Source organism: Anaerosporobacter sp. (genome assembly GCF_965301125.1).
In genome coordinates this window covers 1-22,613 of record NZ_CBDLAM010000004.1, presented here as the reverse complement: position 1 = coordinate 22,613, position 22,613 = coordinate 1, and the positions used below count along the sequence as shown (strand labels likewise).

26 protein-coding genes are annotated in these 22,613 nt (G+C 34.6%); 1 reads left to right on the top strand and 25 read right to left on the bottom strand.

The features are described from left to right. Positions 1 to 217 precede the first annotated feature (217 nt). The 18 genes from ACW2QF_RS00895 to spoIIIAA form a co-directional block, all read right to left on the bottom strand. Positions 218 to 946 carry a YebC/PmpR family DNA-binding transcriptional regulator gene (locus ACW2QF_RS00895; RefSeq protein ID WP_455714102.1) on the bottom strand — a complete coding sequence of 243 codons (729 nt, stop codon included), beginning with the start codon at positions 944 to 946 and terminating at the stop codon, positions 218 to 220. A gap of 135 nt (positions 947 to 1,081) precedes the next feature. Next, positions 1,082 to 1,552 (bottom strand): arginine repressor, encoded by a 471-nt coding sequence (argR, locus tag ACW2QF_RS00890; RefSeq protein ID WP_455714101.1) that lies wholly within the window; start codon positions 1,550 to 1,552, stop codon positions 1,082 to 1,084. Positions 1,553 to 1,594: 42 nt separating this feature from the next. Next, entirely contained in the window at positions 1,595 to 2,449 is an 855-nt protein-coding gene (locus ACW2QF_RS00885) for an NAD(+)/NADH kinase (protein ID WP_455714100.1), read from the bottom strand. A gap of 27 nt (positions 2,450 to 2,476) precedes the next feature. Beyond that, complete coding sequence (locus ACW2QF_RS00880; protein ID WP_455714099.1) at positions 2,477 to 3,370, bottom strand: TlyA family RNA methyltransferase; 894 nt, start codon at positions 3,368 to 3,370, stop codon at positions 2,477 to 2,479. A gap of 21 nt (positions 3,371 to 3,391) precedes the next feature. After that, entirely contained in the window at positions 3,392 to 5,293 is a 1,902-nt protein-coding gene (gene dxs, locus ACW2QF_RS00875) for a 1-deoxy-D-xylulose-5-phosphate synthase (RefSeq protein ID WP_455714098.1), read from the bottom strand. After that, a complete protein-coding gene (locus ACW2QF_RS00870) occupies positions 5,293 to 6,237 on the bottom strand; it encodes a polyprenyl synthetase family protein (RefSeq protein WP_455714097.1) in 945 nt (314 codons plus the stop codon). Before ACW2QF_RS00870 ends, dxs begins: the two co-directional genes overlap by 1 nt. Next, entirely contained in the window at positions 6,227 to 6,436 is a 210-nt protein-coding gene (gene xseB / locus ACW2QF_RS00865) for an exodeoxyribonuclease VII small subunit (protein WP_455714096.1), read from the bottom strand. Before xseB ends, ACW2QF_RS00870 begins: the two co-directional genes overlap by 11 nt. Then, the gene (gene xseA, locus ACW2QF_RS00860) at positions 6,436 to 7,644 is read right to left on the bottom strand and encodes an exodeoxyribonuclease VII large subunit (protein ID WP_455714095.1); all 1,209 of its coding nucleotides are present in this window, start codon (positions 7,642 to 7,644) and stop codon (positions 6,436 to 6,438) included. The genes xseB and xseA overlap by 1 nt, the downstream gene beginning before the upstream one ends. 17 nt (positions 7,645 to 7,661) lie before the next feature. Next, positions 7,662 to 8,057, bottom strand: coding sequence for a transcription antitermination factor NusB (gene nusB / locus ACW2QF_RS00855; protein ID WP_455714094.1), 396 nt, complete (start codon positions 8,055 to 8,057; stop codon positions 7,662 to 7,664). Between the two features lie 97 nt (positions 8,058 to 8,154). Beyond that, positions 8,155 to 8,532, bottom strand: a complete 378-nt coding sequence (locus ACW2QF_RS00850) for an Asp23/Gls24 family envelope stress response protein (protein WP_294491971.1) — start codon at positions 8,530 to 8,532, stop codon at positions 8,155 to 8,157. 145 nt (positions 8,533 to 8,677) lie between these two features. Further along, positions 8,678 to 9,463: a SpoIIIAH-like family protein gene (locus tag ACW2QF_RS00845; RefSeq protein WP_455714093.1), complete on the bottom strand. Its 786-nt coding sequence runs from the start codon at positions 9,461 to 9,463 to the stop codon at positions 8,678 to 8,680. Between the two features lie 9 nt (positions 9,464 to 9,472). After that, positions 9,473 to 10,057 carry a stage III sporulation protein AG gene (gene spoIIIAG / locus ACW2QF_RS00840; protein WP_455714092.1) on the bottom strand — a complete coding sequence of 195 codons (585 nt, stop codon included), beginning with the start codon at positions 10,055 to 10,057 and terminating at the stop codon, positions 9,473 to 9,475. A gap of 13 nt (positions 10,058 to 10,070) precedes the next feature. Next, positions 10,071 to 10,709 (bottom strand): stage III sporulation protein AF, encoded by a 639-nt coding sequence (locus ACW2QF_RS00835; protein WP_455714091.1) that lies wholly within the window; start codon positions 10,707 to 10,709, stop codon positions 10,071 to 10,073. Positions 10,710 to 10,731: 22 nt separating this feature from the next. Continuing rightward, positions 10,732 to 11,910, bottom strand: coding sequence for a stage III sporulation protein AE (locus ACW2QF_RS00830; RefSeq protein WP_455714090.1), 1,179 nt, complete (start codon positions 11,908 to 11,910; stop codon positions 10,732 to 10,734). A gap of 59 nt (positions 11,911 to 11,969) precedes the next feature. Further along, a complete protein-coding gene (locus tag ACW2QF_RS00825) occupies positions 11,970 to 12,350 on the bottom strand; it encodes a SpoIIIAC/SpoIIIAD family protein (protein ID WP_455714089.1) in 381 nt (126 codons plus the stop codon). 56 nt (positions 12,351 to 12,406) lie between these two features. Continuing rightward, positions 12,407 to 12,601 carry a stage III sporulation protein AC gene (gene spoIIIAC, locus ACW2QF_RS00820; protein WP_310604023.1) on the bottom strand — a complete coding sequence of 65 codons (195 nt, stop codon included), beginning with the start codon at positions 12,599 to 12,601 and terminating at the stop codon, positions 12,407 to 12,409. A gap of 35 nt (positions 12,602 to 12,636) precedes the next feature. Next, positions 12,637 to 13,158, bottom strand: coding sequence for a stage III sporulation protein AB (locus ACW2QF_RS00815; RefSeq protein WP_455714088.1), 522 nt, complete (start codon positions 13,156 to 13,158; stop codon positions 12,637 to 12,639). 37 nt (positions 13,159 to 13,195) lie between these two features. After that, entirely contained in the window at positions 13,196 to 14,155 is a 960-nt protein-coding gene (spoIIIAA, locus tag ACW2QF_RS00810; protein WP_455714132.1) for a stage III sporulation protein AA, read from the bottom strand. Positions 14,156 to 14,328: 173 nt separating this feature from the next. On the opposite strand from spoIIIAA, the gene ACW2QF_RS00805 reads away from it, so the two are divergent. Further along, positions 14,329 to 15,096, top strand: a complete 768-nt coding sequence (locus tag ACW2QF_RS00805) for a shikimate dehydrogenase family protein (protein WP_455714087.1) — start codon at positions 14,329 to 14,331, stop codon at positions 15,094 to 15,096. A 169-nt stretch (positions 15,097 to 15,265) separates the two neighbouring features. Here the strand turns inward: ACW2QF_RS00805 and ACW2QF_RS00800 are convergent, their stop codons facing one another. The 7 genes from ACW2QF_RS00800 to argS all read right to left on the bottom strand — a co-directional run. Further along, a complete protein-coding gene (locus tag ACW2QF_RS00800) occupies positions 15,266 to 15,652 on the bottom strand; it encodes a hypothetical protein (protein ID WP_455714086.1) in 387 nt (128 codons plus the stop codon). A gap of 62 nt (positions 15,653 to 15,714) precedes the next feature. Further along, complete coding sequence (locus tag ACW2QF_RS00795; protein WP_455714085.1) at positions 15,715 to 15,915, bottom strand: shikimate kinase; 201 nt, start codon at positions 15,913 to 15,915, stop codon at positions 15,715 to 15,717. 113 nt (positions 15,916 to 16,028) lie between these two features. Further along, positions 16,029 to 17,960, bottom strand: coding sequence for a CotH kinase family protein (locus tag ACW2QF_RS00790; protein ID WP_455714084.1), 1,932 nt, complete (start codon positions 17,958 to 17,960; stop codon positions 16,029 to 16,031). Between the two features lie 14 nt (positions 17,961 to 17,974). After that, entirely contained in the window at positions 17,975 to 18,667 is a 693-nt protein-coding gene (locus ACW2QF_RS00785; protein WP_455714083.1) for a DUF4956 domain-containing protein, read from the bottom strand. 31 nt (positions 18,668 to 18,698) lie between these two features. Further along, positions 18,699 to 19,385 (bottom strand): polyphosphate polymerase domain-containing protein, encoded by a 687-nt coding sequence (locus tag ACW2QF_RS00780; RefSeq protein WP_455714082.1) that lies wholly within the window; start codon positions 19,383 to 19,385, stop codon positions 18,699 to 18,701. A gap of 200 nt (positions 19,386 to 19,585) precedes the next feature. After that, entirely contained in the window at positions 19,586 to 20,896 is a 1,311-nt protein-coding gene (locus tag ACW2QF_RS00775; protein ID WP_455714081.1) for an ATP-binding protein, read from the bottom strand. Between the two features lie 132 nt (positions 20,897 to 21,028). Further along, the coding region (gene argS, locus ACW2QF_RS00770; protein WP_455714080.1) for an arginine--tRNA ligase at positions 21,029 to 22,613 on the bottom strand (1,585 nt) is incomplete at its 5' end.

Here is a 22,613-nt window from a genome sequence, read left to right as displayed (position 1 = left end):
TTTCTCATTCGACAATCAAATAAAAATTCTTTTAGTGCATCTTGATTTTGCATAAAAAAATCCTCCATTCTTCATATTATCAGTTATGAAAAATGTTGGATTCTTTTTGCTAAAATTTCAGTGATGGAAAAGTGCCAGTACATCGTAATTGACTACCTTTTCTTATAAATTTCAAGAGTCCAAAACTGCTACAACCCTTGTAAACACTGGTTTTTTCCTATTCATCCCAGTTATGGTAAACCGCTTGTACATCATCATCTTCATCTAATAAATCTAATGTCTTTTGGAAGTATTTGATGTCTTTTTCATCAGTAAGTTCAACCCAAGTTTGAGGAAGCATAGTAACTTCAGCTTCAACCATCTTTATGTTTTCTGCTTCTAATTTTTCGCGTACTTCACTGAACATATCAGGATCCGTTAAGATTTCAAAGCTATCATCTTCTTCGTTGAAATCTTCAGCACCAGCATCTAACGCGATCATCATAAGATCATCAGCGTTCATGTCACATTCTTCTTTATCAATGATAATTTGTCCTTTTTTATCGAACATGAAAGATACACAACCTGGTGTACCAACATTACCATTACCTTTCGTGAAAGCGTTTTTTACATTTGAAGCCGTTCTGTTTTTATTATCAGTTAAAGCTTCTACGATAACAGCTATACCATTTGGTCCATAACCTTCATAAGTAATGTGTTCATAATTAACACTGTTAGCATCTCCTGCTGCTTTTTTGATACCTCTTTCGATTGTATCATTAGGCATGTTATTGGATTTTGCTTTAGCAATAACGTCGCGCAATCTGGAATTATTCATCGGATCTGCGCCACCCTCTTTAACAGCTACTGCGATTTCTCTTCCAATGATAGTAAAGATTTTTCCCTTTGCAGCGTCATTCTTTTCTTTCTTATGTTTAATATTCGCAAACTTTGAATGTCCTGACATATCAATTCTCCTTTATATCCAATGTATCAAAATCTTAATTATATATAGAACAACATATTCGTTACATTTCTATACACTAACTGGTCTATTGTACCACGTTTTTTCTATACAAGCAAGTTTTGGAATGCATACACCTTAGAAATAGTTATCATTTCTTGCACTTACTAATTTATTCACTTTCTCCATCACTTCTATTGTATCTTCAACAGTACGAATAGCACACATAATTGTATCATCACCAGCAATACAACCTACTATTCCGTTAATGTGTAGAGCATCTAATGCAGCAGCAACGGCCATCGCCATACCAGAAACTGTTTTAATAACCATAATATTTTGTGCACGATCCATAGATACGAATCCATCGCGTAACACGCGTACAAATTTCTCACTAAGACCTGCTTCTTGTTTCTGTAAAACTATATACTTTTGTTTTCCTTTTTCAGAGGATACTTTCGTTAATTTTAACTCACGAATATCCCTTGAAATAGTTGCTTGTGTAACATTATAACCCGCCGTATTTAGTAACTCAGCTAATTCTTCTTGTGTTTCTACATCATTTTTCGTAATTAACTCAATTATTTTCGTCTGACGTTTAATCTTCATACTTACCTCCTGATTTGTTTATTGGTTGTAACTGAATCGTTACTATCGTAATTTGCTTCTAAGAATCTCATAGAAACTCTTTTGATTTATTTTAATTAATTTCGTTACTTTGTCAGCTTTCTGTATAAAAATCTTATCTCCTGTTTTTAATTCCATACCCATTCTGCCGTCAAATGTCGCAATCGCTTCTTCTTTCTGCGTTTTCTTACTCTTATCAACTACTACCTTGATTTCATCATCTGAAGATACTAATATGCTTCGTTGACTCATGGTATGTGGACATATTGGAGTAATCATTATGACATTAGAACTAGGTGAAACAACAGGCCCCCCTGCAGAAAGATTATATCCTGTTGAACCTGTAGGTGTTGCTATAATAATTCCGTCTCCATGATACGTATCAACTAGAATGTTATTTACGTAGACACTGATGCTGATAATTCTTGAGAAACCACTACGACCAATAACAATATCATTCAAAGCATAATCCTCATACAAAGTTTGATCATCACGGGTTATTTTCCCTTGTAACATCATCCTTTTTTGTATCTGTATATCTTCTTCAAGTAAACTATCAAGTGCCGGTATAATATCTTGTCTCTCAATTTCCGCTAGAAATCCTAATGTTCCAAGATTAATTCCTAACAAAGGAATCTCCTTTGTGCATAAGTCTGTAGCAGCACGAATAATCGTTCCATCACCACCAAGTACAATTACACAATCGGTATCATCCGCTATCCATGATACGTCAGTTTCATCCTCATTCGTACCCACAGTGCTACACTCTGCAGCTATTTGGCATCTTTTACCTTTACTAACCAGGTACTCTTGTATTAATTTCGTCGTCTTGTATTCATTATCTTTATCGATATTGGTTATAATACAGAAATTATTCATTTCTTACACCGAGCCCTTCTATTAGACTTACAGAGTAGTATGCGCCTTTGCAACCGTTTCTCTAATGAACATATTAAGATCTTGAATCGCTTCATTTCGCACGTACTTATTACATTCTTCCAAGGATAAATCCATGTAATTCTCTTCATCACTGGTATCCCAGGAACTGTCCACAGCTATATTACTGTCTTCATTCTTTTCAATATATAAAAGGTATTCAATATTGCCTTCTGGTCCTTTGATTGGCGAATAATCCAGATTTAATATAGTAAACCCTATTGATACAGCAAACCTAATCACTTTCTCAATAACTTCGATGTGCACACTTTTCTCACGTACAACACCCTTTTTACCAACCTTTTCTCTTCCTGCTTCAAATTGCGGCTTAATCAAGCAAACAACTTGTCCATTCTTGTCTAAGAGATTCCTTACAGGAATCAATACCTTAGTTAATGATATGAATGCAACATCTATTGAAGAAAAAGCAATTGGTTCATTAATATCCTCTCTTGTTACATAACGGATATTCGTCTTTTCCATACTTATGACTCTCTCGTCTGAACGTAAAGACCAAGCTAACTGGTTTGTTCCTACATCTACTGCATAAACTTTCACAGCACCATTCTGCAACATACAATCTGTAAATCCACCTGTTGACGAACCTACATCCATACATACTTTATCTTGTACAGACACGCCATATTGTTCAATTGCTTTTTCTAATTTGTAACCACCACGGCTTACATATTTCATGGAATGGCCTTTTACTTCGATTTCAACATGATCAGGAAACATACTCCCTGCTTTGTCTTCTCTTTGTCCTTCAACAAAAACATTCCCACTCATGATGATTGCTTTTGCTTTTTCTCTTGATTCAGCTAAATTACGTTGAACCAATAATACATCTAAACGTTCTTTCATAAGCACCTCATTAAATTACATTCAAGTTTGCGACCCAACTTCGCTTATAATTTTCTGTACTACCGTCTGTGTATCTATTCCATATTTCCTTCTTAACAAATCAGGATCTCCCTGTGGTATATATTCATCTGGTAGTGAGATTTGAATGTATCTATTATCATTATAATTATTTTTGCATAAAAATCCAGCTATTTTTTGTCCAAATCCGCCCGAATTAATATTTTCCTCTAAAGTAACGACAAACTTATGTGTTGGCAGAAGTTCCTTTAGTAGGTTTTCATCAAATGGAGCAACAAATCGAACATTTACCAAGCTCACTGAATAGCCTTGTTCTTTCAAGTTTTTTCTCACATCGTTTGCTACTCTTACCATATTACCATATGCAAGTAGTAGAATATCTCTTTCGTTGTATAATAATTCACTTTTTCCATATTCTATCGGAGCTTGAAACTCAGTTAGATCTGTGTACACTTTCCCTCTTGGATAGCGAATTGCAACTGGTCCATTATAATCTATCGCAAACTTAAGCATTTCCTCTAACTCCCAGCCATTCTTTGGAGCCATTACTGTCATATTCGGTATCGTAAGCATATACGAGATATCAAATATACCTTGATGCGTCTCTCCATCGCTTCCTACAATTCCAGCACGATCCACCGCAAACACTACTGGTAGCGAATTAATACATACATCATGTATCATCTGATCATATGCTCGCTGCAAAAATGTAGAATAAATTGCAACCACAGGCTTCATACCTCCAACAGCTAGTCCGGCTGCAAAAGTTACTGCATGTTCCTCCGCAATACCTACATCAAAGAAACGCTTTGGATACTTCTTTGCAAATTTAATTAATCCTGTTCCCGAAGGCATCGCTGCTGTTATAGCAACAATCTTCTCGTCTTTTTCAGCTAGAGAAACTAATGTATTAACAAATTTATCCGTATAACTAACTGTACTCTTTTTCATTACCTCGCCAGTCTCAACTACAAAAGGATCAATTCCATGATACTTGGCTGGGTTCTTCTCTGCTAATCTATAACCTTTACCTTTTTTCGTAATTACATGTATAATTACCGCTTCATTCATATGTTTGGCACTACTAATTGCCGATAATAATTGATCTATATTATGTCCATCAATAGGTCCTATATAGGTAAGACCCATATCTTCAAATAGCATTCCGGGAATGAATAATCGCTTAATGCTATCTTTTGAGCGACGTAGACGATCAATTACCGCTTTTCCTTTTGGTAAGTTAGATAACGCTTTCTCTAGTCCATCTTTAAATCCATTATACTTCACACTTGTGCGTATTTTACCTAGATAAGTAGCCATTCCACCTACATTTTCATTAATGGACATATTGTTATCATTCAATATGATTATCATGTTGGATTTTAGTCTTGCGGCATTATTCAAAGCTTCGAATGCCATACCGCCGGATAACGCTCCATCTCCAATTACAGCAACAACATTATAGTTTTTTTTCTGTAAATCTCTAGCCTTAGCTAAACCTAGAGCTGCTGAGATTGAAGTGGAACTATGACCTGTATCAAACGCGTCACAATCACTTTCACACATTTTAGGAAATCCACTTAAACCCTCGTACGTTCTAAGTTTAGAAAAGCCTTCTTTTCTACCTGTTAATATTTTATGAGTATAAGCTTGATGTCCTACATCCCAAACTAATTTATCTTCCGGTAAGTTTAATGATAAGTGTAATGCCATGGTTAATTCCACAACACCTAAATTAGGTGCTAAATGTCCCCCAGTTACACTTATGTTCGATATTAAGAACTCTCTAATTTCCTTAGCTAGTTTCCCATAATCCTCTGCAGGTAATTTCTTAATATCATTTGGAGCGTTGATATTTTTTAATAGGTCAGACGCTATCACCTTTTCATTCATTTTCTCTTCCATTAATTTTTCCTATCTATTAAAAAGTAGATGAGTGCCTCAAGAAATTCATTTTCCTTATTCAATGATTGATATTGTTCTATTGCTTGCCCTGTTAATTCTTCCACAAACTTTTTCGCTTGTTTAATTCCAAACAATGTTACATAAGTCGTTTTCTCATTCTTCTCATCACTATGAATTGGTTTCCCGAGTACTTGCATTGTGCTAGTCTCGTCTAGAATATCATCTTGGATTTGAAATGCTAAGCCGATTGAAAGCGCTACTTTTCTAACTACCTCAACTTCTACATCATTAGCTCCTGCAAGTATAGCTCCAATCATCATAGATGCTTCAATTAAAGCTCCTGTTTTCCATTCATGAATTACATCTAATTTGCTCTTATCAATTGATTTACCAGTTGCTTCTACATCTATAACTTGTCCGCCAAGCATTCCATAGATACCCGGTTTTTTCGCTAATATTGTCATAGCTTTCATAAACCGATTACTATACTGAATTCTATCTAGTAAGGTTTTTTCATCTAGCGAATCATGGTTTTCATCATATAAGCAATATTCATACCCCTTACAAGCTGTTTCATACGCAAAATTAAGCAGACCATCTCCTGCCAGTATTCCAATTGCTTCTCCAAATACGACATGAGTGGTCTTTCTTCCTCTTCGATATTCATCATTATCCATTGCTGGTAAATCATCATGCACCAAAGAATACGTATGAATCATTTCCATAGCAGCCATAAAAGGCGCAATCACTTTCTCATCCTTTCCGCCAAACAAGCGAAACGTCTCTTCCATTAGCATCGGTCTAAGACGTTTTCCACCTGCTAGAACGCTATAATTCATCGCCTCTAAGACAGTCTTTTGATACCCTGTCTCTTCTGGTAAGTAATCTCTTATTACTCGCTCTATATTCTCTACTCGTTCTTCGAATTCTTCTTTAAAGTTCATCAGGCTCTCCTTCTTCACTAAGTACAAGGATCTTTTTCTCAACTTTATCTATCGAATCATTACAAGATTTAAGCAGTTTCATACCTGCATTATATAATTTAAAAGAATCATCAAGACTAACCTCTGGATTCTCTAATTGTCCAATTATTAGTTCTAGTTCTTCAAAAGAAGCTTCTAGTGTTTTTGCTGCTTTTGCCATTATTCACGCCTCCTACTCTGTGTAGACATAACAGATGCCATCACATCACCATCCATCATCTCAATTGTAACTAAGTCACCAGCTGACAATTGTTCCACGCTACGAATAACATTCTGCTCTTCGTCTGTAACAATTGCATATCCTTTACTTAACTTATCAAGTGGTGATAACCCCTTCATACGCTCTGTTAAGATTGCTAACTGATGTCTCTTCTCAAGTACACGTTGTTTTATCAGATATTGTAAACGATTCTCTCGTTCCATAAGATACTGACGTTTCTGATTTACTTGGTATAGTGGGCTTGCATGTTCTAACTTCAGTTGATATTGACGGTATTGATTTCTTGCTAACTGCACTTTCTGTCTCATGTGGAATTGTAACGTGCGCTCATAGGCCCTTATATCATCGAGAAAATCTCGAATATCTCCTGTCACCAGCTCTGCTGCCGCTGACGGTGTAGGCGCTCGTAAATCTGCTACGTAATCGGCAATTGTTGTATCTGTCTCATGTCCTACTGCCGATATAACAGGAGTTTTGCATGAAAAGATTTCTCTTGCCACTACCTCTTCATTAAACGCCCATAGATCTTCAATCGATCCACCTCCACGTCCAACAATAATCGTATCTACTCCATACGATTCAAGGTATTTGATTCCTTTCACGATAGAGGCCGCTGCTGATGCTCCTTGAACAATAGCAGGATAGAGAATTAATTGTACATACGGATTTCTTCTTGTTGTAACATTAATCATATCTTGAATCGCTGCCCCTGTCTTGGCAGTTACGATACCTACTGTTTTTGGATATTGTTTAATAGGCTTTTTAAATTCTTGTCTAAAAAGCCCTTCACTTTCTAATTGTTTCTTCAATTCCTCGAACTTTTGATAGAGCACACCTGCTCCATCAAGAAGAATTTCTCTTGCATACATCTGGTACTTGCCATCTCGTTCATATACACTAATACTGCCTAGAACAATTACGCTCTGACCTTCTTGCAAACGAAAAGCAAGTCCACTTCTTTGACCTGCGAACATAACGCATGCCATCTGTCCCTTTGAATCTTTTAAAGTAAAATAAATATGTCCAGATGTATGGTATTTACAATTGGAGACCTCACCTTTCACATATATACGATTCAAAGCATAATCTCTGGCAAACATGTCCTTAATATATAGATTAATCTGTGTAACCGTATATACATGATCCATACCTGTTACATCCCTTCTTACACTATCTTAGCTAAAACACCATTAATAAATGCTGGTGAATTATCTTCACCAAATATCTTAGCGATCTCTACTGCTTCGTTTATTGCTACTTTTGTTGGAACATCATCATCATATTTCATCTCATATACAGCCAAACGTAGGATTGTTAAGTCAACTTTACCAATACGATTTATCTTCCAGCCTTCTGTTACTTGCTCGATTATAGCATCTATATCACTAACTTTTTCTATTAATTTATCAAACTTAGCTTTTAAATAAGCAAGATCATTTTCTGATGGCTCTTCTAATAAATCAAAATACAATTCAATCTGTTCATTTAATTCTGTGGAATCGTGAAATTCCTTACGAAATAACATTCTAAATAAATGTTCTCTGCTTTCTCTTCTATTCATTAAAACCTCCTGCGTCTTCCCACTGTAAAATCAAAAAATATCCCCGCACCTTTAGTGCGGGGTTGAAGCACCCGTTCCACTTTAACGAAAGGTATTCCTAAACATTAACTCCAGCAATACGAACATTTACTTCGGAAACGTTTAATCCAGTCATATTCTCAATTGCTAATTTAACCTTCTCTTGAACTGCTTCTGAAGTCTTAGGAATACTGCAGCCATACTCTAACGTAATTGCTAAATCTACTGACACAGATTCTGGTCCGACCTCAACTTTTACTCCCTTGGATAGATTCTTCATTCCAAGTTTGCTAACAAGTTCATTCGTGATATTACCATTCATTGCAGCCACACCTTCTACTTCTGTAGCAGCTAAACCTGCAATAATAGCAACAACTTCGTCCGCGATACGAACTTCACCGATATTACCTTCTGAATGTATTCTATAATTAGTTTTATTCTCTCGTTCTTTACTCAACGCTAATTACCTCCTGTTTACATTTGGTACTACTATGTTTATTATATCAAACTTACACCGATTTGCAAGACCTAACATGTTTGAGTCTTCTTTAAATTATAGTATTACCAAATTTATACGATATAACACAAAGGATGTTTTCATGCTATTCTTCTGCGCCTTTTACAACAACTGGGTTAATTGTAATCTTATCAGCTGTAACACCTGTTTTATTCTTAACGATATCTTCGATTTGTGCAATCGTTTGCTCTGTAGCATTATGTACTCCAACAATTACATCCACTTTTCCTTCAATAATTGTAACAACAGCTCCATCAAAACCTTTAGCCTCCAGCCAAGTTTCAGCAGCATTTTCTTTTTCAGATATTTCAGTCATTTCATAAACTTTATCAAGAGCTTCTTGTTTCTGAGCTTCTGCTAAATTCTTATTATCTACCAAACTCATTAATGTATCTTTGTTCTTAGCTCTCACTTGTTCTCTTTGTAATTTTGCAGATGAGAAGAAATCAGCACCAATTGTAGTATTAACTAAAACAGCTTCCCCTGTGGAGTCTGTACCATCTTGTGCAGTGGCTTGGGTAGCATCTGCACTATTAGCATCCGTTTTATCACTAGCATCTGCTGTTTGTTTCCCATCTTCCGCGTCAGCTTCTGCTGCATCGAAAACCGCATTATCTTCCTCAGATATATCCATTGTACCATTCTCTATATCTGCTGTGAGTAATTCACTTGTTGCATCATCAACACTTAATACATCACTTGAAGATGTATCTAATGCAGCTTCATCAGTAACTTCCAATGTATCTGGTGCACTTGCACTTTGTTGTGCTTCATTGGCTTTATCCTTTGTAAATTGTAAGTATCCTGCAACAATAATCATGATAGCTAGTGCAGTTATAATTACTTGATTCTTTTTGAGAATATTCTTCATTGTTACCTCCTAATTCGAATTCATTTTCATTACTTTAATTTTATGTGCAGGTACATCAAATAATACCTCTACAGCATCAACAATTTCGCTGATTATTGTTTGTGACCCACCTCCCTGAGCAATTACAAGAACACCTTCAATTTCTGGCTCTAATTCTTTAATCACATACGGAGTTGAACCACCTGAACCATTGTTTTGAAGGACCGTTTCTTCCTTTTTATCTATTGTATCGCTTTGCCTTGTACCACCTGTACTATCCGTCTCATTTAGTGTTTCTTCGGAATAAGGGGTATCCTTAAGCGTAACTCTTTCTTCGGAAGATTTTAAGGTAATCATAACCTCCACATTACCTATGCCTTCCACTTTCTTTAATGCTTCTTTCAGCCTTTCTTCCATCTCTTCCTCATAAGAATTACCTGAAGTTGTCGTCTGTGTACCAGATATCTCTGCTGTTGTAGTATTTGTTGTCTTATTATTATCACCTCCCGAAAAAAAGTTTGGAAACGAAAGAATTATTAACAATATTCCACACATGAATATGATAACTAGCTTTGGTATCCCTATCTCCTTCAATGACATTTTCTTTTTCTCCACTCTTTCATTCCTCCTAACCTTCTTCAATGGTAATATGAATCCGATCCGGTTCTATCTGAAAGGAACTGGACAGTTCTTCCCGTATTTTATTCTTTGTTCCTTCATATGCGCCTGCTTCTTTATCCGGCTGTTCCTTCTCAACCTTACCATCGATTTTAATATCCTGGTTAATCATAATTTTATCTACATTAATGTCACTGCTTGCTATCGTCTTATCCTCTCTAGTAAATGCAGCGACTATTGTAATCTCTGTAACCAATCCATATTCATCACTTGACTCATCTGAATCAAGCGAAGCATTCACCGTAGATGGATATAGTTTATAACGTGTTAGAACCGTTTCTATCTGATCCTTTACAATATTTTGATATTCTGATAAGATTGCTTGTTTTCCAGCTTCATCTGCTGCCATTAATTCATCATTGTAATCCTTAGATTCCACCATAAAGAGATTATTCTTAAAATAATAATTAAAGGTATCAGATAAATTAAACAAACTAAGAATTGGCTTCGTTACTATAAGTATTAATACCATTCCAGTAAATATACTAATGTATCTGCGGTAGCTACTCTTTCCTACCAGATTCATAATAATCGTAACCAAAATTATATAGACCACAATATTTCTAACAAGTGAATAGATCTGTTCCATAGGAATACCTCCATTTACTTAACTACACGCCAATGCTTGTTGTTGCAGCTAGAATCGCTATTGTAACCATGAATAATACTGCTGCTATACTAACTACATAGACCAACAGCCCCGCTGCATTTGCTGCACCACTGATACATGCTATGATTCGTTTATCTGATATAGGTTGTACAATTGCAACTCCAACTTTATAGATTAACATCGTAACAATTAATTTAACCAGTGGAATAACACAAATGAGTATAATGACAACTAATCCAGTCACACCAATTGCATTCTTTATCAGCGTTCCAGCTCCCATAACGGTCTCCGTTACAGAATTAAGTGAATTTCCAATACCAGGTATCGCCTTAGTAAATTTAATTGCTAAAGTCTTCTTAACAGAATTAGAAGCTGGAACAATCAAACCTTGTATTGTATTAAACCCAACAACTGCTATAAATAAAGTTCTAAGACTCCATTTGATAATGGATTCTAATAGCTCGGCCAATTTTGAAAGAAAATCTTCCTTTGCTAAATTATTTACAAGTGTAATCACCATATATATATTCACAAGCGGAATCATAATATGTACAAGAATAACATCAACAACTGTTATTAAAACCAATGCACTTTCGTAAAAAACTAATGTAGTTGCTTTTGAGGAACAGAATGCAATTGACATAAAATAGGTGGGTATTAACGCCTTCATAAAAGATAACACCGCTGAAATTGCATCACTTGCTACTGCTGTGGCTGATACAAATGTCCCTGTGATTGTTGTAAACAATAATAAATATGTAATATAAAAACTGGTTTCTCCAACTTGGTTATTATTAAACACATTGGTAAAATTCGTGAATACCGCTGCTACAATTGCAATCATAATTAATTTAAATAATGCCGCTTTATTCGCATTAAATTCTTTTACTAATGCTGTGAATAAATCGCTAATTGCCCCTTTTGCTGATATTCCCTCACCAGAACTTATTAATTTTCCAACATAGCTCTTAAAATCAAAGGATCCATTGCTCATCAAAACATCATCAATGGCATTTTGTATATCGTCGTAGTCAAAATCTTCATAGTATGTTAAATAATCTTGTGCTGATGTATCTTCATTATCTTGCTTCTCATGCAGCATCTTATCATTGGCACTTGCTGAAGTTGCATTCATATTAATTAGCAACAGAAGTAAGATTATTAAGATGAGCTGTTTCATACTTTACACCCATGTACATCACAAGTTTATTTGTGGTAACATGATTCCTTTCCTTTAAACTACGCTAAGAATTCGTTAATTGTATCTAGTAAAGCTAAAAGGATTGGCATACTTACAGTTAGTATGGATAACTTTCCAACCAACTCAATCTGCCCCGCAATAGCTGCATGTCCTGCATCTTTACAAAGACTTGATGCAAATTCCGAGATATAAGTAATTCCTATAATTCGAAACAATATATTAAAATATGTTTTGTTTATATCCAAATAACTTTGGATTCGAGTGATGGTATCAATAATAATCTCTAATCTACTAATACCAAGTGCTGTTATAATTACAGAAACAGCTGCTGCGATATACAGCCCATATTCTGATTTACCACCTTTAAACTGAATGGCAATTAATACTCCTACTATACCTATGATAGCTGCCTTAATCATATGCTCTTACATACCCCTTTCACACTATCTTAGTTTCTTACTATATAGCTACATTCTTATAGTGCAAACAAGTTCTTAATTGTGTTAAACAACTCTGATATGTATGGAATGATCCATAGTAAAACAAGAATCAGACCAGCTAGACTTGTTAGAAATGCTTGTTCTTCTCTTCCAGAGTGCTTTAACACCTGGCTAAGTACCGAAACCAAGATACCAACTGCTGCAATTTTAAATATAAGATTAATTGACATATCCGAATTTCCTTCCCATATATTTTATTTGATGCTTATATCAATACAATAGTAATAAATATTCCTGCCATAACACCAAGCATATTATATAGACGAACCTTTTCTTTCGCGCCGTCAACTGCATCATCAAGTTCCCCTTGAATTTGAGTAATATACAAATCAATTGTGTTTAACTGCATCTCTTTGTCTAGGTAACCAAGATTTTCGCCAAGTCTAGACAACAGTAATTTATCCTTTTTATTCAGACATGTATCAACTAATTCCTTCTCGACACAGCCATGCCATATCTCATTAAAGGGTCTACCTTCTAGCTTGTCTAGTTCCTCTGCTACTGCAAGTAAGAATCTACGATATTCCCCATCTGTACGGTATGCAAGGCTACCCACTGCCTCAGGTAAAGGTGTGCTGGCATATCGAATTTCTCCTCTAAGGATAACAATTAATTTATTCAATTCTTTTAAATCATTAATTCTCTCTTTTAAAATAAGACTAAAATATACTCCCATACTTCCGCTAGATACTATGACCAAAAACGCTCCTATTATTTTCATAACCATTTACTTTTCTCCTCTCTCTTTACGCTTCTATGCATACTTAATAATTATCCCTATATAATAAGGTTCCTCTTGCATCATAGATTTCTTCTACACAACCAATGCTCTTTTTATTATCCATAACAATATATCGCTCAAATACTTTCTCTCTCACTAGCCTACCAAGAATCGGTTTACTCTTAATGTCATCAACAGAATTTCCATGTACGGTAGCGATTAATTTACAACCACAATTGATTACATATTCAATTGCCTCAATGTCTTCTCTGGAACCAATCTCATCTACCGCAATAATCCTAGGTGCCATAGAACGAATTAACATCATCATCCCATCCGCCTTAGGGCAGCAATCTAAGATATCCGTGCGAATTCCTAATTCATTCTGGGGGATTCCCATATAACAGGCAGCAATTTCTGATCTTTCGTCTACTACCCCTACTGAAACTCCTTCCGTAAATCCTTCACCATTGGATATATGGCGTATAATATCTCTCAAAAGTGTAGTTTTACCACATCTAGGTGGAGAAATTATTAGTGTATGGTAGATATTTTTCTTATCTTCACTTGCTATGTATGGTACTACGAAATCAGCACAACCTTTTACTTGATGTGATAATCTTACGTTGATAAAGGATACATGTTTCATACTTTTGATACGATTATCTTCAAGAATTACCTTGCCTGCAATACCAACTCTATGGCCGCCCTGTATGGTTATAAAGCCTTGTCTAATTTCATCTTCGAATGCATACAAAGAGTAATTACTGATATATTCCATCGTCTCACGTATCTCATTCTTAGTTATTATAAATGTATCCCCAATACAATCCGTCAATTCACATTTCACAGAGACAAAATATTCTCTATTATCATAAACCACCATCAAAGGTGCATTTATTCTTAGGCGAATTTCTTGTAAATTACCGTAATCCATATTCAACCTAGATAAAACATTTCTTAGTTGTACTGAAAAAATCCTTAATAGCTCGTCTTTTTTGATCACCCAAATCCCTCCACTAATATATTCTTAGAACAATATATGTTGCAGATACGGAATTATTCATAATAAACTTGCAATGTTTCTTCTGTTATAATAATATAAGAGTAGATATTAAACTTCCAAAAGATTCCTAACACGAAAAATAATATGATAAAGAAATGGAGATTATGACTATGGAATATGGACTAATCGGTGAAAAACTTGGACATAGTTTTTCCAAAGAAATACATGAGAAATTAGCAGATTATCAATACGATATTACCCCTCTTACAAGAGAAGAATTTCCTGAATTCATGAAAGCGAGAGATTTCAAAGCAATTAACGTTACTATTCCTTACAAATGTGACGTAATCCCTTACTTAGATGAGATGGATTCGAATGCAAAAAGCATTGGTGCTGTTAATACAATTGTAAACAAAGATGGAAAATTAATTGGACATAACACGGATTTTTCTGGATTCTTATATATGATTGAACACCACAATGTTACGATTGAAGGTAAAAAGATACTTGTAATTGGTAATGGCGGTGCCTCTAAGGCGGTTATTGCAGTTTTAAATCATTTAAGAGCAGCAGAAATCATAATTGTTGATATTATTACAGGACCTGGTGTAATTACCAAAGAAGAAGCCCTGGAAAAACATCTTGATGTTGAAGTAATTATAAATACAAGCCCTGTTGGTATGTATCCTAATATAGATAACAGTCCGATTAATCTTGAACCTTTCTCAAGATGTAAGGCTGTTCTCGATGTAATCTATAATCCACTACAGACCAAGCTAACAAAGCAAGCTAGTGATTTAGGAATGCAAGCAATTAACGGTCTTGAAATGCTCGTTGGTCAAGCCAAATATGCAGTGGAATTCTTCCTTGATAAACATATTGATGATGAAGTAATTGATCCGATTTATAACCAGATTATGGATCAAATGAGTAAATAAAAATAAAGCACAAAAAATCTATACAACATTAAAAAGATGGGGCTGTCGCTTTAACGATTGAAAAATCGTGAAGCGGCAGCTTCCAATAAATATTTCCCAGTCTTTCCGTTCTGTATTTTATTATGTAGTTTATGCTTAGGTCATAAAATTGGTTTGTCATTTCTTATGATTAAAGCAAATTAAAGTATGAAGATATGACTTCAACATATTTCATGATGTCATTCTCATTTACTACTTCAATCACCTTCAAATCAAGGCTTTTTGCATCATTAAGTATATGTTTCCCAAATGCTAGATCATCACTCATATAATTAAGTAATGCCTGTTCAGGGTTTGAGCATTCTTTTAATCTTTCAAACATTTCTTTTCTTTGCATTTGATGTTTTGTATAAAATACTTCATTTGACACCAACCACACAGCATGGTCATTATTATCTATCTCATTCTTAATAAGTTTAGGCAGTAAGTTGATACCTTCCACGAGTATAGATTTACCATCAGATAACTTATCTAAATCTTCTAAAATCATTTCAAATTCTTCACTGAAAACATTCATGCTCCAGTTTAAATATTCCTCTACTTTCATGCTAAGTAGATCATTGTAACTAACTCTTTTATTTAGATTTGGTTGAATTTGTGCATTAGAATTTGTGCATTAGAATTTTCGATATGTTTCCCCAAATATTCATCACAGTGGTAAACTCTAAACCCATAATTAGCAGCGAGAATATTTGAAATTGTTGTCTTTCCAGCACAAGTTGAACCTCCAATCCAATAAATTGATGATGTTTTTTTACTTGTATTTATTTTTCCCCCCATTAAAGTCCCTCCAATCAAGAAATATCAAAACAGAAAAATGGAGCTATGCACTAAAACTTAGCGCGACAGCCCCATCTTTTAATGTCTATTGCAGTTATACTATTTCTCTTTTATTAAGATCTATATTTCTTTCTCTTAAAGAGTAGTACCACCACTATGGCAGCTATTAAAGAGAATATACATGTCACTAGTAGTATAATTTCATTTTTATGACTTTGTGAATTCTCCGAATTGGTTGGAAATTCTCCATTAAAACCATTTGGCATACCCCCTCGATTTCCAAATTGATTTATATTTCCAGACGTACTTCCGGTCGTGTCATTTGGCATCTGTGGTGGCGTCATTGTCCCCTTGTTACTATCTTGACTTGTATTGCCATCTGTGTTTCCAGACGTGCTTCCGGCCGTGTCATTTGGCATCTGTGGCGCATTACCTTGCTGGAAGTCTGACTTATCAAAGTTTTGCATCTTACCACCACCTCCATCGCCTCCGCCTTGTGTTCCCATGGCAGTGAGGTCAACACTACTTGCATCAATCAAAGCACTACTATCTGCTTCCTGTTCTTTTGTTGTTGAAGGAATAGTACCGTCTAACTGCCCTTGAATACTCTCTGCACGTAGTAAGCCAAATTGTTTCAGATTCTCAACACCTGTTTTATATTCATCATAGGTATAGAAAGCAGAAACATCATTTTCAACATAAGATGCAATTTTAGAATCTATTCCATCAATCGTATTAATATACAAACCACTATCGAAGTATCCTGTAACAATCTCCTGAAGAATTTCATGATATCTAGATAGATACTCTTCGTTCTCAAATAATTTTGCTATAATCGGACGGTCCTCTAACTCAACTCCTGATACCGGAGTATCAATTGGAAAATTTACAGCAGAGGTAGCTGTTCCACTTTGAAACCCTGCAAAGGATAAATTGTAATCCCAAGGTAACATAGTAATCTGCCCATCTTGTTCATAGAGATAATAATTATGTTGCATATTAGAGAAGTAACTATCTAGGTTAACAACTACTGTATTAGCAGCAATATATCGTAAAACCGCATCAACATCCACATATTTCTCTATATCATTTCCTTCGTTCAAGTTTTTGATTGCCTTAATAACACGCTCATAGTCACTATCGCCTGTATCAAAAACTGCTGCATCAAAAATTGTGCTATAACTATCAACATCATCATCTATATACTGAAGACTTGCAGAGGAGATTGTACCACCAAATCCACTTCCCGGATTGTTCATAACCCCTTTCATTTCATCGAAAGCAGGCATTGTAGTCTCTGCACCAGAGTCCGAACTATTATCACTCTGACCAGTTGAATTTGGATCCATTTTCATCTTATCATTAAAATTGGATATATCCATTCCACCTTCAGCATTCTTTCCTCCTCCCATACCCATAGTTTCTGGTTTATATAACTGACCATAACTAGAGCCATAATTACGCATAGCAAAGGATTCTTCCATCCCTTCAAGAGCAAGATAGAATCCCCAATCCTCTCCATTAACTTTAATGGACGCATAATTGTAAAGAGGTGTTACAACTCCAGCGAAATTCATTATATCGTATGATAGATATTCTTTCATATAAGAAGTATCTGACATTACATTGTTCAGTACCAATTTATCAAGTCCATAACAATTCTGATTTTTGTCATAATGGTCAAACTCTATTTTAAAACTGAAGCGATCCGTTGTATCATCAGAAACAATCTGCGACAAACTTGTATTGCCTTTTGGTCGAATAGCGACATTACTAAACGTTTGCCCATTAACAATTACATTACAGTTTATATACTCTTCATTACTTGCATTCTCAATCATCGAATTCCAGGAATCTTCATCTACTTGAATATCCACAGTCATAATAGTATCATGATTAAACAACTTCGTCTCATAATCAAAGGAAACACCTTTATTTGATTTCACGGAATCCGTATTTCCATGGTAAATCATAACTCCAGTAAATAGCAAAAGGATTACTGTACACATTATGATGATTTTATTTATGTGCTTATTTGTTATCATGTTTCTCCCACTTTTTATGACATTTTATCGCCGTTGTAGCTTACTAACACTACATTTTCAACACCGTTAAGGTCACTAATTTTATTCACAAAATCTGTTGTCATGTCTTTTAATCGAATTTCAATTGTTAATTCAATTCCACTCTTAGACACTGTTTTTGATTTAACGACATATTTTTTCACACTATCATTTACCGAACTTAAAGCAGTCTTTTCTGCTGCATCATTTACACAATTAATTACTAAAATATATGGATTATCTGTGCTCTTCTTATTAACGAATACAATCATAATAACACCGATTAATATAGTACCAATTACAGCTAATGGGATTAATCCAGCACCAACTACGATACCCACTGCTATTGACCAGAATAAGAACGAGATATCAAGTGGCTCTTTCACTGCTGTACGGAAACGTACGATTGATAAAGCACCAACCATACCAAGTGACAATACTACATTCGATGTAATAGCTAAGATAATGAAAGTCGTAATTAGAGCCATTGCTATTAATGATACTCCAAATGATGCAGAATACATTACACCACTAAATGTCTTCTTATACACTAAAAAGATAAAAAGTCCTAATGCAAATGCAACGCACATTGCCAATAACGTATCTATGATAGAAAAGCTAGTCACCTTATCCATAAAACTTGATTTAAACACATCACTAAATGTTGTTGTTAAATATACTGTACTCATTGTTCCTCCTTAGGCTTACCCATTTGTTTTATTATCCATATGTCCGACTCGCGACATATTTTGAAAAATTACCAGTTCTCCTGTCTTTCATCTGAATACAATTCTCAATTATTTCAGGCAAGAACTGATCATATTTAACTTCTAAGATTATAATATTCTCATCATTAGCAGCTATAGTTGGTGCTTGTAGATCAAAGAAATTCTTGCTGCAGATTCCGGTTCGTACATTACTATCAAATGTGATACGTACATTACCCGTTTGATATACGTATGGCTCTCTTGAATATTCCACAATTGTTTTCGGTCTTAATTGCTGAAATTTCATTTTGGCGTATAGTTCTATCAACAAGGCTTGTTTACTATTTCTCATCCATTCAATATCACCATCAATGATCTTTTCACATTCTTCCTTGGTAATACCGACTGAAAGCTTATTACATAATCCGTATAGTTTGCTTTTCTTCTCTAATTTTACATAAGAAAAATCGTCATTATAAAATCGGAAACGAAACTTTTCTCGTTTATTAACACCATCAAGCTTTTCTCTTAGTGCCTTATCTTGATAATTATCAAAATATAAACTACGAATCTGATAAGTTCCGTTCTCACCTACATTAGCATCTTTTTTTGCAATAGCTTGTAGTCGATTTTTGATAGCTATATAATCTAGATAATTGATGTGGTGCTTTAATTCATGTCGTAATATTAAATCCTTCATTGCTTTCACCTCCTCTTTCTCAAAACTCTTCTATAACCACCACTATTTAACTCATAATTAGCTTACCAAGAAAATGTGTAAACTCCATGTAAACTTTGTGAAAATTTTGTGTAGTAATTCATAATTTCGCATAATTAAAAAAAGTGTTGATTGAATGTCTTATTATCGACTTATTCAATCAACAACTTTTACTATTACTGTTAATTATCAGTAGTTTTACCCGCTAGGTAATTGATAAATTGTTGTGCTGTTCGACCTGATAAACCACCATGACTAAGCTCCCACTTATTCGCTTCTCTACAAAGTTCTTCGTCCGACATCGTAATAGAGTCATAACGTTTTGCAAGATTCTTCACGATTTCATAATATTCTTTTTGTGTTGGTGCTGAATAATTAATGGAAACACCAAAACGCGCAACCAACGATAATTTCTCTTGAATAGTATCCGAACGATGTAACTCATCTTGAGACATATCCGAACGATCCGACCACGTTTCCCGAATAAGATGTCTACGATTCGATGTGGCATAGATTAACACATTATCAGGCTTTATCTCAAGTCCACCTTCAATTACAGCCTTAAGATACTTATATTCAATTTCAAACTCTTCAAAAGAAAGGTCATCCATATAGATAATAAAACGATAATTTCGGTTTTTAATTTGAGCGATTATAGAAGACAAATCTTGAAATTGATGTTTATAGATTTCAATCATTCGCAATCCTTTGCTATAGTATTCATTAAGAATTGCCTTAATACTTGTAGATTTACCAGTTCCACTATCGCCATATAGTAATACATTATTGGCTTTTCTACCCTCTACGAACGCAAGTGTATTATCAATCAGTTTCTGCTTTTGAATCTCGTAACCAATCAAATCATCTAGTCTAATCTCTTCTGTATTTGTGATTGGGAAAAGTTCTGCATCATCCGCTACATGTTTGACACGGAATGCTTTATTTATTCCGAACTTTCCTACACCAAAATCTCTATAAAAATCCGTTACAATCTTATAGATTTCTTCTTCATCCTTAGCTTGTTCTATAGCATCACTAAGCATGCGAACTTTATCGCTTACATTCTTATTATATCTCTTACCACTCTTTTGAATGGATTGATAGTTAAGAATCGTGCTAAAGCAATTAATGTTTAATTCTTCTTCTAACTTAGAAAAGTCATAATCAAACAAGTTCTTAAATATGCGGAAATCATTTTTAGCAAACACATTGACAGTTCCCTTTTGACCTCCTACTTTTTCGCAGGTTATACTAAATGGATTCTCATTGGTTGCTAATATATAAGCAAGATAATTATGCCATAAGTTCTTATCGAATCCATTGACAGTTGCTACATCAAGCAAATGATTAATCTGAATATAGATTTTTGTTATGGTATCTTCTTTAGCTGTATGATTGCACTCATAATCCCTAATAATCTCAGCAAAATTGAATAAGATACTGTCTTGTTCTAAGTTTCTATATATAACTAATTTGGCCACTTCACGAAACATTCTATCGCTTCCTTTTTTATGTATTATTTTAATTAGGCAATTGCAGAACTCTATGTAGTGCATAAAGAAATATCAATGTATATTCTTTATGCACTGAAAAGCGTTTCGCAATTGCCTATATTGGATTAATTCCTACATTCTATCTGGAGCTTCAATTCCAAGTAACTCGATACAAGTATTAAGAATGTTACATGTTACTGTAATTAATTGAATCCAAGAAGCACGTACCTTCTCGTCTTCATTTGCAATAATCTTGTTTTCATGATAGAACTTGTTAAATGCATTTGATAAATCATAGATATATTGACATACTCTATGAGGTGCATTCTCTGCAAATGCAGCTGTAATGGTATCACTGAATTTCGTTAATTCTAACATAAGAGCAGTTTCACTCTCACCTGTAGCTGGTAGAATCTCACTTGTAGCAATTGTATCAATACCAGTCACTTCCTTATATTTGTTAAGGATTGATTTGATACGAACGATTGTATATAGGATATATGGGCCTGTATCTCCTTCGAATGATGTGAAACGATCTACATCAAATACATAATCCTTAGATGCTTGGTTCGATAGATCTCCATATTTAATTGCTGCAATACCAACTTTATTTGCAATGGACTTTGCTTCTTCTTCGGAAACATCACGATTGCTCATAATCTTATCGTACACAGCTTCTGTAATGTCTGAAATTAGATTTTCAAGACGCATTACACCACCATCTCTAGTTTTAAATGGCTTACCATCTTTTCCATTCATCGTACCAAAACCTAAGAATGTTAACTTCACATCTTCACCGATTAATTTTGTCTTCTTAGCACAACGGAATACTTGTTCAAAGTATAATTCTTGACGTTTATCTACAACATAAGTAATTGCATCTGGATTAAATAATTTAACACGTTCTACAATTGTAGCTAAGTCTGTTGTATTGTATAATGTTGCACCATCTGATTTTAAAATCATACATGGTGGAATTTCTTTCGTATCTGTTTCTTCTTTCACATCAACTACCAAAGCACCTTCACTAATTCGTGCATATCCACTATCTTTTAGGTAATTTACCATATCAGGAATATAAGGTTGTGCATCACTTTCCTTTTTCCACAAATCAAAAGATACATTTAATTTATCGTAGTTCTTCTTTAAGTCGGTTACGGATACATTGAGAATGTGGTTCCATAATGCAACATAACCTTTTCTTCCGTTTTGTAATTCAAAAGTTGCATTCTTTGCTTCTTCTTTGAATTCTGGATGTTCTTTGGAATATGCATTAGCAAATGGATAGATTTCTTCTAACTCAGTTATATTAAATGGTGCTTCCTCTGGATATTCACCTTCAAAGCTTTCATCAAAGTAAACTAATTCTGGTTGGCGTTTCTTTAACTCTGTAATAATTAACCCCATCTGAAGGCCCCAGTCACCAAGATGAACATCACCGATTACCTCGTGCCCTACAAAACGACTAATTCTCTTAACACTTTCACCGATTATAGCTGAACGTAAGTGTCCAACATGAAGTGGTTTTGCTACGTTAGGTCCGCCGTAATCAATTACGATTGTTTTGGGATTCTCAGCTTTTTCAAAACCAAAACTTTCTTCTTTTGCCATCTGATTAATATAATTAGCTAGATAGTCTTCACTGATTTTAATATTAATAAATCCTGGTTTTTTTTTTTCAATTTCTTTGTTCATTGTTTTTTTTTCTAATTTTGAT

Bases quoted from the DNA above. Each gene is read 5' to 3' on its own strand.
- dxs (WP_455714098.1), bottom strand. From the start codon at position 5,293: ATGGAAGAGAAAATGAATGAAAAGGTGATAGCGTCTGACCTATTAAAA.
- ACW2QF_RS00895 (WP_455714102.1), bottom strand. From the start codon at position 946: ATGTCAGGACATTCAAAGTTTGCGAATATTAAACATAAGAAAGAAAAG.
- ACW2QF_RS00845 (WP_455714093.1), bottom strand. From the start codon at position 9,463: ATGAAGAATATTCTCAAAAAGAATCAAGTAATTATAACTGCACTAGCT.
- ACW2QF_RS00785 (WP_455714083.1), bottom strand. From the start codon at position 18,667: ATGAGTACAGTATATTTAACAACAACATTTAGTGATGTGTTTAAATCA.
- ACW2QF_RS00805 (WP_455714087.1), top strand. From the start codon at position 14,329: ATGGAATATGGACTAATCGGTGAAAAACTTGGACATAGTTTTTCCAAA.
- xseA (WP_455714095.1), bottom strand. From the start codon at position 7,644: ATGGATCATGTATATACGGTTACACAGATTAATCTATATATTAAGGAC.
- ACW2QF_RS00880 (WP_455714099.1), bottom strand. From the start codon at position 3,370: ATGAAAGAACGTTTAGATGTATTATTGGTTCAACGTAATTTAGCTGAA.
- ACW2QF_RS00825 (WP_455714089.1), bottom strand. From the start codon at position 12,350: ATGATTAAGGCAGCTATCATAGGTATAGTAGGAGTATTAATTGCCATT.
- ACW2QF_RS00885 (WP_455714100.1), bottom strand. From the start codon at position 2,449: ATGAATAATTTCTGTATTATAACCAATATCGATAAAGATAATGAATAC.
- ACW2QF_RS00775 (WP_455714081.1), bottom strand. From the start codon at position 20,896: ATGTTTCGTGAAGTGGCCAAATTAGTTATATATAGAAACTTAGAACAA.
- spoIIIAC (WP_310604023.1), bottom strand. From the start codon at position 12,601: ATGTCAATTAATCTTATATTTAAAATTGCAGCAGTTGGTATCTTGGTT.
- argR (WP_455714101.1), bottom strand. From the start codon at position 1,552: ATGAAGATTAAACGTCAGACGAAAATAATTGAGTTAATTACGAAAAAT.
- ACW2QF_RS00795 (WP_455714085.1), bottom strand. From the start codon at position 15,915: ATGGGGGGAAAAATAAATACAAGTAAAAAAACATCATCAATTTATTGG.
- ACW2QF_RS00790 (WP_455714084.1), bottom strand. From the start codon at position 17,960: ATGATAACAAATAAGCACATAAATAAAATCATCATAATGTGTACAGTA.
- xseB (WP_455714096.1), bottom strand. From the start codon at position 6,436: ATGGCAAAAGCAGCAAAAACACTAGAAGCTTCTTTTGAAGAACTAGAA.
- nusB (WP_455714094.1), bottom strand. From the start codon at position 8,057: ATGAATAGAAGAGAAAGCAGAGAACATTTATTTAGAATGTTATTTCGT.
- ACW2QF_RS00780 (WP_455714082.1), bottom strand. From the start codon at position 19,385: ATGAAGGATTTAATATTACGACATGAATTAAAGCACCACATCAATTAT.
- ACW2QF_RS00835 (WP_455714091.1), bottom strand. From the start codon at position 10,709: ATGGAACAGATCTATTCACTTGTTAGAAATATTGTGGTCTATATAATT.
- ACW2QF_RS00830 (WP_455714090.1), bottom strand. From the start codon at position 11,910: ATGAAACAGCTCATCTTAATAATCTTACTTCTGTTGCTAATTAATATG.
- ACW2QF_RS00800 (WP_455714086.1), bottom strand. From the start codon at position 15,652: ATGAATGTTTTCAGTGAAGAATTTGAAATGATTTTAGAAGATTTAGAT.
- ACW2QF_RS00815 (WP_455714088.1), bottom strand. From the start codon at position 13,158: ATGGTTATGAAAATAATAGGAGCGTTTTTGGTCATAGTATCTAGCGGA.
- ACW2QF_RS00870 (WP_455714097.1), bottom strand. From the start codon at position 6,237: ATGAACTTTAAAGAAGAATTCGAAGAACGAGTAGAGAATATAGAGCGA.